Source organism: Billgrantia antri (genome assembly GCF_019430905.1).
In the GTDB taxonomy this organism is placed as follows: domain Bacteria; phylum Pseudomonadota; class Gammaproteobacteria; order Pseudomonadales; family Halomonadaceae; genus Halomonas; species Halomonas antri.
This window is the reverse complement of record NZ_JAHYCA010000006.1, coordinates 317,387-330,149: the sequence shown is the minus strand read 5'-3', so window position 1 is coordinate 330,149 and position 12,763 is coordinate 317,387. Positions and strand designations below refer to the sequence as shown.

The window sequence follows — 12,763 nt, the reverse complement described above, 5'->3', positions numbered from 1 at the left end:
TGCTGCGGTGCACGTGTGGCAACGAAGATGGCCCCGGGCACCTCGGCTTGTCTAGAATCTAATGCTTATGTGACGCTCACCGGCAAGGACGGACCCGATGGCCTGGCTGGAATATCTGCTGCCCCTAATTTTTCTGTTCCCGCTCGGGGCCATGGCCATTATCGTCATCGCCTTGCGTAACCTCCATGATGCGCGCGTTCGCTCGCCTTTCAATGCCCGCCAGCTGCGCGAACCCGGCCAGGCCCTGCGCGATCGCCTCGACCGCGCCTTCGCCACGCTGTTTCTCAACGGCGCGCTTGGCCCCATCGTGACCCTGGCACCGCTGGTGTACGGCATGGGTCGCATGCTCTTCGCCAGCCGCCAGAACTGGCTCGAATGGGCGCTCTACGGGGCGCTGAGCACCGTACTGGTGCTGGTCTACTGCTTCCGGCTGATTCGTGACTTCCAGCATATCCGCCGCATCAAGTTGGGGCTGGCCTGCGAACTCGCCGTCGGCCAGGAGCTGGAGCGCCTGGTGCGCCCCGAAGCCCATCCATATTTCGTCTTCCACGACGTACCGACCGATAGCGACATCATCAACCACGTTGCCGTCACGCCTCACGGCGTCTTCGCGGTTGAGACACGCGCCCGCACGCGGCCGTTCACCGCCGACGGTCGTGAAATCGACCTGGTCACGGTCGAACCGGAGCGGCTGCGCTTTCCCGGCTGGAGCGAGCATCGCCCGCTGGTCAAGACGCTACGCGACTCGCGCTGGCTCGCCGCGTGGCTCGAGCAGCGCTGTGGCGAGCCGGTCCCGGTGATGGGCGTACTCGCCCTGCCCGGCTGGGACATCACCTGCGCCGGTACGCCGGAAGGCTTGATGGTCGTCAGCGGCGACTCGCTGTGTGAGCAACTCGACGAACGCCGCCTGGGCGTGCTTGACGATGGCTTGCACGACAAGGTGATCGCTGCATTGATCGAGCGTGCCGCGGGGCAGGACCGCCATACCGGCCCGGAACCCTCGCAGCCACCCGGTCATCCACTCAGTCCCCCCTGAGCCGCCCACCCATCTCCTGGGCCAGGTCCACCGCGTAGTGGTCGGTCATGCCGCCGATGAAGTCGAGCATACGTCGGTAGCTGTCATAGAGCGGCCAGGAGGGGCGCGGCGTGTTCTCGCCGATCAGCGCCAGCACCCGCTGATGCTTGAAGCTCGCCTGGCCGGTATAGTGCAGCTCATGGGCGGCGCCGATGAAGGCCTCGAGCAGAATGCCGAGCGTGGTGTAGGCGCCGATTTCCAGCTTGGCCTTGCGTTCGTTCTGGAAAATGCGCTCACGCGCGAGCTGCTTGGCCGCCGCCACGCCCCAGCCCAGATCGGGATGACAGAGTTCGAGCAGGTCGCTCACCAGCGTGCCGTTGAGCAGCGCCGTCTCGTGTTCGACGAACACGGCCCCCACGTCGTTGACCGCACGCTCCATGGCGGCACCGCGCAGGGCGGCGATGCGCCTTCGCTGCGAGACGCCGTCTCGGGCCATGCGCGAATAGTCAGGCGGCGCATCGCCGGCGATCTGCAGCAATACGTCGGCCACCTCCTCGAAGCGCAGGATGCCCATCTCCAGGCCGTCCTCGAGATCGAGCAACGCATAGCAAATGTCGTCGGCGGCCTCCACCAGCCAGGCCAGCGGATGCCGGCACCAGCGCCCTTCGCCGCGTGGCAGCAGCCCCAGGCAGCGAGTCACGTCTTCGAGCAGCGGCCGCTCCGACTGGTAACAGCCGAACTTGCCGGCACCGCCGCCGTGCTCCACCGTCCAGGGATACTTGAGCAGAGTCCCCAGCGTCGCCGCCGTCAGGCGCATGCCGCCGCGGAACTGGTTGTATTCGACCTGGGTCACGATGCGAAAGCCCTGGGCGTTACCCTCATAGGTCAGCAGATCGGCCCGCTCACGCTCCGAGAGCCCCTCGAGCAGGCCGCTGCCATCGGCTTCTGCGCGTTTGAACCAGTCGCGTATGGCGTACTCGCCGGCATGGCCGAAGGGCGGGTTGCCGATGTCGTGCCCCAGGCAGGCAGCCTGTACGATCACCCCGAGGTCGGCCGGAGTGATCCAGCTCGGCAACCGTTCACGCAGTAATTCGCCGACGATCATACCCAGACTGCGGCCCACGCAGCCGACCTCCAGGGAGTGGGTCAGACGGGTGTGGATGTGATCGTTGTCGGTCAGCGGATGGACCTGGGTCTTGCGCCCCAGACGCCGGAACGAGCCGGAAAAGACGATGCGGTCGTGGTCCTTGTGGAACGGGCTGCGGCCGATCTCGTCACGCCCGCTGGTGGGCTTTCCGTGCAACCGGGAAGGGTCGAGCAATTGCTGCCAGTGCATCTGCGTCATGGGCTTCCTCCTGAAGCCTTCATTCTGGCACTGCCATGGGTGGCATGACCATCATCGTCGCATCGTCTCGCTTGCCGCCTACCGCGGGACTTGCCTAACGTGTCAGTGAGTCTTCACTCGGAAACACAGAGAGGCGACGCAAGCGGCAAGGAGGCAGATATGGCACACAAACCCGATGCGACCCGTCCCGAGCAGCCAGGCGACGAGGCGCCCCCCGGCACACCCGGAACCGGCCAGAACGTCTGCCCGACATGCAGGGGCGACGGCAGGATCGAGAACCGCACCTGCCCCGACTGCGGCGGTTCGGGCTACGTCATCGAAGGCATCGGGGGTGGCTGAGCGTTTCGCTCGCGCCCGCTCACGCCAAAAGGCCGAACCGCTAGGGTTCGGCCTTTTGGCGTCTGATGCAAAGCAGCTTGCGGTTCAGTAATCGTAGTCGCTGCCCTTGGTATAGCCGCTGGTGTCACGCTGGCGTGAAGGCGTGGTCTGAAACCGCGGCCCAGGCGAGTGCGCCGGCGAGGGCAGCGCCATGGGGCGCGAAGGCAGCCCGCTGCGGGTCGCCGCAGCGCCGCGGGCATGTTCCAGGCCACGGGGGAAGCCGCTGCGCCCGCGGTAGTCGGGCGTGCGCCCGCCTTGGTAGGCATGCCGCCGGGTCTGAGCCTGGGCGCAGTAGAGGCTCGCCGCGGCACATGCCCCCACCCCGGCGAGGGCCAGCTTGACGCTGCCCCGCTTGGGATGATCACGGTCGGCAAGCAAGGCCAGCAGTGCCGCCAGGTCCATGACATCGCCGACGCTGCGAGCCCACAGCGCCTGCTTGGGATTGACGCTCAGCGCTCCCATGCCGGTCGCCAGGCCACGCGCGCCGCAGGTACGCACGATGGCTTCCGCCCCTTCGACACCCAGCGAACGCGTCACGCTGCGCGGCGCCAGGAGCTGATAGAGGCCCAGCCCGATGCCCAGCCAGCCGAGCGCTCTGGCCAGCCGATCGCTGGGTTGCAATGAACGGCGTCGATCGAGATTCATGTCACCTCCTTGTCGTGTCAGACGTATCCTGTTGGGCGTGAGCCCAGCCCGACCCGCTCAGGGCTTGAGCACTACCTTCACGCAGCCGTCCTGCTTGTCGCGGAAGGTGTTGTACATGTCGGGGCCCTGCTCCAGCCCGGCGCTGTGGGTCACCACGAAGGAAGGATCGATCTGCCCCTCTTCGATCAGGCCCAGCAGCTCGTCGGTCCAGCGCTTGACGTGGGTCTGGCCGGTGCGCACGGTCAGCGCCTTGTTCATCAGCGGCCCCATGGGCACCTTGTCGATCAGCCCGCCATAAACGCCGGGGATCGACAGGATGCCGCCCGGGCGGCAAACGTAAATCATCTCGCGCAGCACGTGGGCACGGTCGCTCTCCAGCATCATGGCCTGCTTGAAGCGGTCGTAGACCGAGTCGAGGGAGCGCGGCACGTGGGATTCCAGCCCCACCGCGTCGATGCACTTCTCCGGTCCCTTGCCGCGGGTCAGCTCCTGCAGCCGAGCGAGCACGCTCTCCTCGTCGAAGTTGATCGCAATGGCCCCGCCGGCCTCGGCCATGGCCAGGCGCTCGGGCACATTGTCGATCACCACCACCTGCTCGGCACCCAGCAGGACGGCGCTGCGCACGCAGAACTGCCCGACGGGGCCGGCGCCCCAGATGGCCACGGTGTCGCTCGGCTCTATGTCGCACTGCACCGCCGCCTGCCAGCCGGTGGGGAAGATATCGCCGAGGAACAGCACCTGCTCATCGGTCAGGCCGTCGGGCACCTTGACGTGGGTCTGGTCAGCGAAAGGCACCCGCACGTACTCCGCCTGACCGCCGGCATAGCCCCCAGTGAGGTGCGAGTAGCCGAACAGGCCGGCACCGGCATGGCCGAAGACCTTGTCGGCCAGCGCCTTGTTGCGATTGGAGCGCTCGCAGAGGGAAAAATTGCCCCGACGACACTGCTCGCACTCGCCGCAGGTGATGGTGAAGGGCACCACGACGCGATCGCCGACCTTGAGATCGCGCGTCTCGGCGCCGACTTCCATCACCTCGCCCATGAACTCGTGGCCCACCACGTCGCCCGACTCCATGGCCGGGATGAAATGGTGGAAGAGGTGGAGGTCGGAACCGCAGATGGCGCAACTGCTCACATTGACGATGGCATCGCGTGCATCTTCGATCCTTGGGTCGGGAACCGTTTCATAGCGGATATCGTTCTTTCCGTGCCAACACAGCGCTTTCATGGACTCACTCCCTGTCTGTCGGCGAAAGCGAATGACTCGCTCTCACCATAGTGCAGCGCCGGCGTGCCGCACGTAAGGGAGTATGGTGCCTAGGTTACGGACCTTATCCTTTGACGCATCATCCAGCCGTAGACCAACCCGGCCACGATGAGAGTGACGGCGAAGGCATAGATGCCGACGGTGATGCCACTGTTCCACAGAATGCTCCAGTCGCCCCCCGAGAGGGACATGGCGCGACGCAGGTTGTACTCCATCTGCCCGCCCAGCAGCAGCCCCAGCACCACGGGCACGGCGGGCATCTCGAGCTTGCGTAGCACATAGCCAAGCACACCGAAGGCCAGCATCATGTAGAGATCGAAGGCGCTGTTACTCAGCGAGTAGACGCCGACGAAGGCCACCATCACCACCATCGGCATCAGGAACCAGCCGGGCGCCTGCAGCACCTTGGCGAACAGGCCCACGAGCGGAATGTTGAGTACCAGCAGCATCACGTTGCCGATGAACAGCGCCGCCACCAGGCCCCACACCATGTCCGGCTGCTGCGAGAACAACAGCGGCCCGGGGCTGATGTTCATCGACAGCAGCAGCGCCAGCAGGATGGCCGTGGTGCCGCTGCCGGGAATGCCCAGCGAGAGCATGGGAATCAGCGAGCCGCCGGCGGCGGCGTTGTTGCCCGCTTCCGGCGCCGCCACGCCGCGTGGGTCGCCCTGGCCGAAGGTACCGCGGCGCCCCAGCCAGCGGCGCTCGAGGGTATAGGAAAGGAAGCTGCCGAGCGCCGCGCCGGCCCCCGGCAGCACGCCGGCGACGAAGCCGATGAACGAGCTGCGCCCGATGGTCGGGGCGCATTTCCAGGCGCTGCGGATTCCGGGCACCGCCGAGCCCACCTTCAGGGTCGGCTTGTTGCTGCCGCGCACGTCCTCGAGGAACACTAGGCACTCCGAGATGGCAAACAACCCGACCAGGGCGACGATGAAGTCGATGCCGTCGTAGAGCTCGTACCAGCCGAAGGTATAGCGCGGCACGCTGCTCACCGCATCGATGCCCACGGTGCCCAGCAACAGCCCCAGGCAGGCGGCGAGGAAGCTCTTCACCAGGCTGCCGCTGGTCACGCCGCCGATGGTGGCGAAGGCCAGCACGAACAGCGCGAAGTACTCGGCGGGGCCGAAGCGAATGGCAAAGCCTACCAACAGCGGAGCGAACAGGGTGAGGCCGATGGTCGCCACGGTGGCACCGACGAACGATGCCACCCCGGAAAGCCCCAACGCCTCGCCGCCCTGCCCCCGTAAGGCCATGGGGTAACCATCCAGAGTGGTCATCACGGCCGGCTCGTCGCCGGGAATGTTGAGCAGGATCGAACTGATCCGCCCGCCGTACATGCAGCCGTAGTAGATGCTGACCAGCAGGATCAGCGCCGCGGTCGGCGCCAGGCCGAAGTTGAAGGTCAGCGGGATCATCAGCGCCACCCCGTTGACCGGACCGAGCCCCGGCAGCGCGCCGATCAGCGTGCCCACGGCACAACCGACGAGGGCCAGGAACAAGTGTTGGGGTTCGAGCGCCACGGCGAACCCTTGGGCGAGAAAAGTCAGTATCTCCATCGTGACGCCTTACCAGTCGAGCCCCGGCATATTGGGTAGCGGCATGCCCAGGGCGAATTCGAACAGCAGATAGAGCCCTATCGTCAGCGGCACCCCGCACGCCAGCGATGCCCGCCAGGTCGCGCCGAACAGACGAATCAGCAGCACCACGCAGACCAGGCTGGCGGGCAGGAACCCCAGCGGTTTGAGCAGGCCGGCATAGATACCGAGCAGCAGCAGCGCCGCCGCCTGCCTGAGCAGGGCGGCGCGCTGCGGCCAGCGCTGATTGACCCCGGGGCGTATCACCAGATAGGCCGCGAACAGCCCCATCGGAACGCTGACCAGACGTGGAAAGGCACCGGGGCCGACGACCTGGCCGAAACCGGCCGGGAAGCTGTGCGAGTACCACCACGCCCCTGCCGCCATCAACAGCAACACGACGCCGGCGATCCGGTCGGCGACGGCACCCGAGACCTGATCCGGGTTGAGCCCGGGCTCACTCACTCGAGGACCCCGATCTCGCGCGAGACGGATTCGACCTCGTCGATGGTCTGGCGTACGTAGTCGGTGAACTCGTCGCCGCCGCGCCATAGCGGTACCAAGCCGTTCTGCTGTGCGGTCTCTTTCCATTCATCGCTCTGGTAGAGCGTCTCCAGCGTCTCGACCATCTCGGCATAGTCAGCGTCGGAGACCTCACCGCCGGTATAGAAGCCACGCCAGTTGTAGCCGGTCACGTCATAGCCCTGGGACACCGCGGTGGGCAGATCGGCGAAGGGCTCGGGCAACGGCTCGTCGGAAAGCACCGCCAGCACCCGCACGTCGCCGGACTCGATGAAACCGGCAATCTCGCCCAGGTCGGTGGAGACCATGTCGACGTGGCCGCCCATCATCTGGGTCACCGCCGGGCCGCCGCCGTCGAACTGCACCCAGCGCACGTTGGCCATCTGCTCGGCCGGCATGCCCGCCTCCTCGGCCAGCAGCAGTGCGCGGATATGGTCCCAGCCGCCGGCGCCACTGGAGCCGGCCATGGCCACCGCGCTCGGATCCTCGACCATGGTCTCGAGGAGCTGCTCCAGGGATTCGTAGGGGCTCTCGTCGTCGACCAGGATCACCCCTACGTCGGTACCCAGCATGGCCAGCCAGCGCATGGTATCGACATCGCCGGGATAGCGCCCCTGGGCGATCTGGGTCATGCCCACGGTGCTGGTGGCAACGATCAGGTCGCTGTCGTCGGCCCGGCTGCCGGCCACGTTGGAGAAGGCCACGGCACCGACGCCGCCCGGCATGTTGGTGACTTGCACGGCACCGTCGGTCAGCTCCAGCTCGCGCAGCAGCTTGGCCACCGAGCGGCAGGTGAAATCCCAACCGCCGCCGGGGTCGGCCGGGGCAATGCACTCGCTGATCGGCAGTGCCTGGCTCGGTGCGCTGACAACCAGACCCAGGCCCAGCAGGGCAGAAGCGGCGAGGCCGCGGCGAGCGTACTTGATGGTAGGCATTGTCGTTTTCCTCGTTGTTGTTGTATCGGTCGTTGAGGCAGCGGGCCCGCAACGCTTCTTGCAGACTAGCTTATATGACCCCGTTTGCCCGAAGCGCTTCGAGTGCCCCCTCATCGACGCCCAGCTCTCGCAGTATTTCCTGGGTGTGCTCGCCGAGCTGGGGCACGGGCCGATGGACCGCCGCGGGCGCCTCGCTCATCTTGACCGGAAAACCGGTGGTGGGAATCCGGCCGTAGGCACCCTGGTCCAGTTCGATCTTCATCTGCTGGGCCTGCACCTGGGGGTCGTCGAAGGTCTCGCGCAGGTCATGCACCCGCCCGCAGGGCACGCCGGCCCGGTTGAGGTGCTCGATCCACTGGTCGACACGGCGCTGCTCGGTGACCCGCGTCAGGATCTCGCGCAGGGGCTCGCGGTTGGCCATGCGTCGGGCGTTGTCGCAAAAGCGCTCGTCGTCGAGCAGGTGCAGCATGTCCAACGCGCCCAGGAAACGCTCGACCATGATGTCGTTGCTCGGGGCGATGGCCACCTCGCCGTCGCTGGCGCGGAACAGGCCATAGGGGTAGAGCATGGGGTGGTCGTTGCCGGTGCGTGCCGGCACCCGGTCGGTGGCGAAAAATTCCGCCGCCAGGTAGCCCATCATGCCGATTAGGCCGTTGGTCAACGCGGTCTCGACGATCTCGCCCTGGCCGCTGCGCTCGCGCCGCACCAGTGCCGCACAGATGCCGAAGGCCAGGTTCTGGCTCGCCACCATGTCGCTGATGGGTGGCGCCGCGCGCATGGGCTCGCCGTCGGCAGGGCCGTTGACGCCCATGAAGCCGCTCATGGCCTGGGCGATGAAGTCATAGGCTGGCCGGTCGCGATAGGGGCCGGTGGAGCCGAAGCCGTTGATGCGCCCTACCACCAGACGCGGATAGCGCTCGCGCAGCGTGGCATCGCCGAGGCCCATCTTGGCCATGACCCCGGGACGAAAGTTCTCGACCAGCACATCGGCCCCCTCCAGGAGCCGGTGAAGGATCGCCTTGCCTTCGTCGCGGCGCAAATCGAGGGTGAGCGAGCGCTTGTTGCGGTTGAACTGGGCAAAGTACCAGCTGAAGCCTTCCACCATGTTGCCCTGGGAGCGCACGATGTCGCCGCGCTCCGGTGGCTCGATCTTGATCACCTCGGCGCCGTGGTCACCGAGCATCTGGGTGCAGAAAGGCCCCGATATCACCCGCGTAAGGTCGATCACGCGGATACCTTCGAGACTTCCCGCCGTATTGGGTTTCGGATTCGCCATGCTCATCCCTTTGCCGTGGCCACGGCGGCGCAGTCGCTGAGCGTCAGCCGCGGTCCCGCCTTGGAGACCTGGGCCGGCAGCGGGCGCCCCATCAGGCGGGTGGCGAGCCGAGCCGCCGCGATCATGCCGTCCAGGTCGATCCCGGTCTCGATGCCCATCTCGCCGAGCAGGTAGACCAGATCCTCGCTGGCGATGTTGCCGGTGGCCCCCGGGGCGAAGGGGCAGCCGCCCAGCCCGCCAATCGAACTCTCGTAGCGATCGACGCCGAGCGCCAGCCCCTGCATGACGTTGGCCAGGCCGATGCCGCGGGTATTGTGGAAGTGCAGGGTGGGAGATATGTCGGGTGCCACCTCACGCAGATGGGCAATGCGCTCTACCACCAGCGGCGGTGTCGCCATGCCGGTGGTATCGCCAAGCGACACATGGCGCGCCCCGAGATCGGCGAAATGTCGCGCGATACTCCCTACCGCGGCGACATCGACATCCCCTTCGAAGGGGCAACCGAAGCAGGTGGCGATCGCCCCGCGCAGCTCGACGCCGCTGCCTTCGAGCAGTCGGGCGACCTGCTCGAAGCTTGTCAGCGACTCAGCGATACTGGCATTGACGTTCTTGGCGTTGTGACTCTCCGAGGCGGAAACGAACAGCACCACCGAATCGATGCCCGCCGCGAGCGCCCGCTCGGCCCCACGCAGGTTGGGCACCAGGGCAGAGAAGTGCACGCCATCGCTGCCCTTGAGTTCAGCCACGAGCTCCGCCGCATCGGCCAAGGCCGGCACCGCCCGAGGACTGACGAAGGAGGTCAGCTCGAATTCACACACGCCAGCCGCCATCAAGGCACGCACCAGCTCGGCCTTGTGTTCCGTGGAGAGCAACACCTTCTCGTTCTGCAGACCGTCACGAGGACCGACCTCGGTGACGTGGACCCGCCGGGGTGCCCGGATGGCTTCGTGCATGATGGTTAGCCAGGCAATGGATTTCCCCGACTGTACGAAGCGGATTCCCTCCGCAGCCATGCGCCTTTGGTTGAATGCCGCTGTTCTCTTCTGCTACTTGCCGCACGCCCCCGCTGCGTCTCAGTCGCTATCCGCCAGTGCCGGCAGCAGCACCTTGAGCTTGCGCGTCAGGGTGTTGCGCCCCCAACCGAGCAGCTCGGCGGCTTCGCCCTTGCGTCCGCCGGTGTGCTTCAGCGCCGTCTCGATCAGGATGCGCTCGAAGTCGGGTACGGCTTCTTCCAGCAGGTGGGTGTGCCCCGCCGCCAGGGCGCGGTCGGCCCAGTCGCGAAAAGCCGCCCGCCAGTCGCCGTTGGCGACCTCGCCCCCCTCGTCCTGGCGCAGCTCCGGCGGCAGGTCCTCGATCAGGATCTCGCGCCCCGATGCCATCACCGTCAGCCAGCGGCAGGTGTTCTCCAGCTGACGCACGTTGCCCGGCCAGGGCAGCCGGGTCAGGTGTGCCTCGGCGTCCTTGGTCAATACCTTGACGTCGGTGGCGAGCTCCTTGGCCGCTTCCACCAGGAAATGGCGCGCCAAGCGCGGGATGTCCTCGCGCCGCTCCGCCAGTTTGGGCAAGTGAACGCGGATCACATTGAGGCGATGGAACAGATCCTCGCGAAAGCGGCCGTCCTCCACCAGTCGCTCGAGGTTCTGGTGGGTCGCGGCGATGATGCGCACATCCACCTTCACCGGGGTGTGGCCGCCGACCCGGTAGAACTCGCCGTCGGCCAGCACTCGCAGCAGCCGCGTCTGGGTCTCGGCGGGCATGTCGCCGATCTCGTCGAGGAACAGCGTGCCGCCGTTGGCCTGCTCGAAGCGCCCTTGTCGGCTGGCGGTAGCGCCGGTGAAGGCGCCCTTCTCGTGGCCGAACAGCTCGGACTCGATCAGGTCGCGGGGGATGGCTGCCATGTTCAGGGCGATGAACGGATGGCTGGCGCGCGGGCTGTGCTGGTGCAGCGCACGGGCCACCCGCTCCTTGCCGGTGCCCGACTCGCCGTTGATCAGCACCGTGATGTGCGAATGCGACAACCGCCCGATGGCACGGAATACCTCCTGCATCGCCGGCGCCTCGCCGATGATCTCCGCGTCGAGCCCCTCGGGCACGCTCACCGGGCGCTTGCGTTCCCGCGCATGGGCCACCGCGCGGCGCACTAGCGCCAGCGCCTCATCGACGTCGAACGGCTTGGGCAGGTACTCGAAAGCGCCACCCTGGTAGGAGGCCACGGCACTTTCCAGGTCCGAGTGAGCCGTCATCACGATGACCGGCAGGTCGGGATGCACCTCGCGAATCCGCGACATCAGATCGAGGCCGTCGATCCCCGGCATGCGAATGTCGGTGACCAGTACGTCGGGCGGATCGTCCAGCAATCGGCTGAGCGCCACGTCGGCCCGATCGATGCATTCGACCTCGAGGTCGGGCTGAGCCAGGGCACGCTCCAGCACCCAGCGAATGGCGCGGTCGTCGTCGACCACCGCGACACGTGCGACATCAGTCATGGCGCCTCTCCAATGGAATAAGCAGACGAAATTCGGTATGGCCGGGGCGGGACTCGCACTCGATCAGCCCCTGGTGCTGATGCAGGATGCCCTGAGCAATGGACAGGCCCAGTCCGCTGCCGTCGGCGCGCCCCGATACCATCGGGTAGAAAAGGGTTTCCTGAAGGCTCTCGGGGACGCCGGGGCCGTTGTCGATCATTGCCACTTCGCAGACCAGGCGATGGCGCTCTGCTCCCAGTGTGAACTGACGGCGGGCCCGGGTGCGCAGCAGCAGGCTCGGCGCCTCGGTACCGGCCTCGGTCATCGCCTCCACGGCGTTGCGTGCCACATTGAGCACCGCCTGGATCATCTGCGCCTCGTCGCCGGGAAAGTCCGGCAGGCTGGGGTCGTAGTCGCGCTCGATGGTCACCGCCGGGGTCTCGGCAAGCAGCAGGGTGCGCACCCGCTCCAGCACCTTGTGGATATTGAGCGGTTCGTGGCGCAGCAGCTTGTTCGGCCCCAGCATGCTGTCGACCAGGTCGCGCAGCCGATCGACCTCCTCGACGATGATGCGGGTGAACTCCTTCAGGGAAGGGTCATCGAGGTCGCGCTCCAGCAGTTGCGCCGCGCCACGGATCCCGCCCAGGGGGTTCTTGACCTCATGCGCCAGCCCACGCGATAGCACCTTGATCGCCTCCTGGCGGTTGAGCAGGGCCTCCTCACGGGAGATACGCAACAGCCGGTCACGCGGCTCCATCTCTATCAGCAGCTCCACCGACGACAGCGGCGTCACCGTATAGTCGATCGTCACCACAGCGCCGCCGAGCAGCGCCAGCCTCACTTCGCGCTGGGTGAACGGGTGCTGATCGTCGCGCGCCTTGGCCAGCACCTCGCCCATGCCGTCGTCCTCGGCCAGCAACGTTGCCAGACCGAGCCCCTTCACCCGGCCCAGGCTGACCGCCAGCAGGGCTTCGGCCGCCGGATTCATCCAGCTCAGCCGCAGCTCATCGTCGAGCAGCAGCACCGCGGTGGTGAGGTGTTCCATCAGGCGTCGATACATTTACCACCTTCCCCTCGGTGAATGCTGGAGCGCATGGGCAGCCCCTGCATCGTCATGGCGCATCGGCGGAGATCGCCGCTGCACCGCCCCGATACCGGGCAGCGCCCGGGGCGGGACATGTCTATCTAGAAGCCAAGCAAGAAGCGCGCCAACCCCTCTCGGTGCGGTATGGCGCCGTTTCGGGGCGACGACCCGACTCACTCATGCACTATAATGGTGCATGAGTGAAAAAACTGCCATGTCAGGGGGCATGGCTCCTTGCTCTCATGGTGCAGCCAACGA

General features: G+C 66.6%; 12 protein-coding genes. 2 read left to right on the top strand and 10 right to left on the bottom strand.

The annotated features are described in order from the left end of the window. Positions 1-97 precede the first annotated feature (97 nt). On the top strand, positions 98-1,036 hold the full coding sequence (locus tag KPL81_RS16860) for a nuclease-related domain-containing protein (protein ID WP_219793165.1): 939 nt from the start codon (positions 98-100) through the stop codon (positions 1,034-1,036). Here KPL81_RS16860 and KPL81_RS16855 read toward each other — a convergent pair. After that, entirely contained in the window at positions 1,023-2,360 is a 1,338-nt protein-coding gene (locus KPL81_RS16855) for a deoxyguanosinetriphosphate triphosphohydrolase (RefSeq protein WP_219793164.1), read from the bottom strand. The two genes, KPL81_RS16860 and KPL81_RS16855, sit on opposite strands and share 14 nt — an antisense overlap. Positions 2,361-2,519: 159 nt before the next feature. Between KPL81_RS16855 and KPL81_RS16850 the strand changes: the two genes are divergently transcribed. After that, a complete protein-coding gene (locus KPL81_RS16850; RefSeq protein WP_219793163.1) occupies positions 2,520-2,699 on the top strand; it encodes a hypothetical protein in 180 nt (59 codons plus the stop codon). Positions 2,700-2,783: 84 nt separating this feature from the next. Here the strand turns inward: KPL81_RS16850 and KPL81_RS16845 are convergent, their stop codons facing one another. The 9 genes from KPL81_RS16845 to glnL all read right to left on the bottom strand — a co-directional run bounded on the left by KPL81_RS16845 (position 2,784) and on the right by glnL (position 12,481). Further along, the gene (locus tag KPL81_RS16845; RefSeq protein WP_219793162.1) at positions 2,784-3,383 is read right to left on the bottom strand and encodes a hypothetical protein; all 600 of its coding nucleotides are present in this window, start codon (positions 3,381-3,383) and stop codon (positions 2,784-2,786) included. A 57-nt stretch (positions 3,384-3,440) separates the two neighbouring features. Then, the gene (locus KPL81_RS16840) at positions 3,441-4,610 is read right to left on the bottom strand and encodes a zinc-dependent alcohol dehydrogenase (protein WP_219793161.1); all 1,170 of its coding nucleotides are present in this window, start codon (positions 4,608-4,610) and stop codon (positions 3,441-3,443) included. A gap of 89 nt (positions 4,611-4,699) precedes the next feature. Next, on the bottom strand, positions 4,700-6,205 hold the full coding sequence (locus tag KPL81_RS16835; RefSeq protein ID WP_219793160.1) for a tripartite tricarboxylate transporter permease: 1,506 nt from the start codon (positions 6,203-6,205) through the stop codon (positions 4,700-4,702). Between the two features lie 9 nt (positions 6,206-6,214). Further along, entirely contained in the window at positions 6,215-6,688 is a 474-nt protein-coding gene (locus tag KPL81_RS16830) for a tripartite tricarboxylate transporter TctB family protein (RefSeq protein ID WP_219793159.1), read from the bottom strand. After that, on the bottom strand, positions 6,685-7,680 hold the full coding sequence (locus KPL81_RS16825) for a Bug family tripartite tricarboxylate transporter substrate binding protein (protein WP_209475714.1): 996 nt from the start codon (positions 7,678-7,680) through the stop codon (positions 6,685-6,687). Before KPL81_RS16825 ends, KPL81_RS16830 begins: the two co-directional genes overlap by 4 nt. Positions 7,681-7,750: 70 nt before the next feature. Next, the gene (locus tag KPL81_RS16820) at positions 7,751-8,956 is read right to left on the bottom strand and encodes a CaiB/BaiF CoA transferase family protein (protein ID WP_219793158.1); all 1,206 of its coding nucleotides are present in this window, start codon (positions 8,954-8,956) and stop codon (positions 7,751-7,753) included. Between the two features lie 2 nt (positions 8,957-8,958). Continuing rightward, complete coding sequence (locus KPL81_RS16815) at positions 8,959-9,909, bottom strand: hydroxymethylglutaryl-CoA lyase (RefSeq protein ID WP_219793157.1); 951 nt, start codon at positions 9,907-9,909, stop codon at positions 8,959-8,961. Positions 9,910-10,029: 120 nt separating this feature from the next. Next, complete coding sequence (ntrC, locus tag KPL81_RS16810) at positions 10,030-11,442, bottom strand: nitrogen regulation protein NR(I) (protein WP_209475708.1); 1,413 nt, start codon at positions 11,440-11,442, stop codon at positions 10,030-10,032. Further along, entirely contained in the window at positions 11,435-12,481 is a 1,047-nt protein-coding gene (gene glnL / locus KPL81_RS16805; protein ID WP_219793156.1) for a nitrogen regulation protein NR(II), read from the bottom strand. The genes ntrC and glnL overlap by 8 nt, the downstream gene beginning before the upstream one ends. Positions 12,482-12,763 lie beyond the last annotated feature (282 nt).

What these genes read in the sequence shown, in the direction of transcription:
- KPL81_RS16850 (WP_219793163.1), top strand. Translation starts at nt 2,520, where the DNA reads ATGGCACACAAACCCGATGCGACCCGTCCCGAGCAGCCAGGCGACGAG.
- KPL81_RS16820 (WP_219793158.1), bottom strand. Translation starts at nt 8,956, where the DNA reads ATGGCGAATCCGAAACCCAATACGGCGGGAAGTCTCGAAGGTATCCGC.
- KPL81_RS16840 (WP_219793161.1), bottom strand. Translation starts at nt 4,610, where the DNA reads ATGAAAGCGCTGTGTTGGCACGGAAAGAACGATATCCGCTATGAAACG.
- KPL81_RS16835 (WP_219793160.1), bottom strand. Translation starts at nt 6,205, where the DNA reads ATGGAGATACTGACTTTTCTCGCCCAAGGGTTCGCCGTGGCGCTCGAA.
- KPL81_RS16815 (WP_219793157.1), bottom strand. Translation starts at nt 9,909, where the DNA reads ATGCACGAAGCCATCCGGGCACCCCGGCGGGTCCACGTCACCGAGGTC.
- KPL81_RS16860 (WP_219793165.1), top strand. Translation starts at nt 98, where the DNA reads ATGGCCTGGCTGGAATATCTGCTGCCCCTAATTTTTCTGTTCCCGCTC.
- glnL (WP_219793156.1), bottom strand. Translation starts at nt 12,481, where the DNA reads ATGTATCGACGCCTGATGGAACACCTCACCACCGCGGTGCTGCTGCTC.
- KPL81_RS16845 (WP_219793162.1), bottom strand. Translation starts at nt 3,383, where the DNA reads ATGAATCTCGATCGACGCCGTTCATTGCAACCCAGCGATCGGCTGGCC.
- KPL81_RS16825 (WP_209475714.1), bottom strand. Translation starts at nt 7,680, where the DNA reads ATGCCTACCATCAAGTACGCTCGCCGCGGCCTCGCCGCTTCTGCCCTG.
- KPL81_RS16855 (WP_219793164.1), bottom strand. Translation starts at nt 2,360, where the DNA reads ATGACGCAGATGCACTGGCAGCAATTGCTCGACCCTTCCCGGTTGCAC.
- ntrC (WP_209475708.1), bottom strand. Translation starts at nt 11,442, where the DNA reads ATGACTGATGTCGCACGTGTCGCGGTGGTCGACGACGACCGCGCCATT.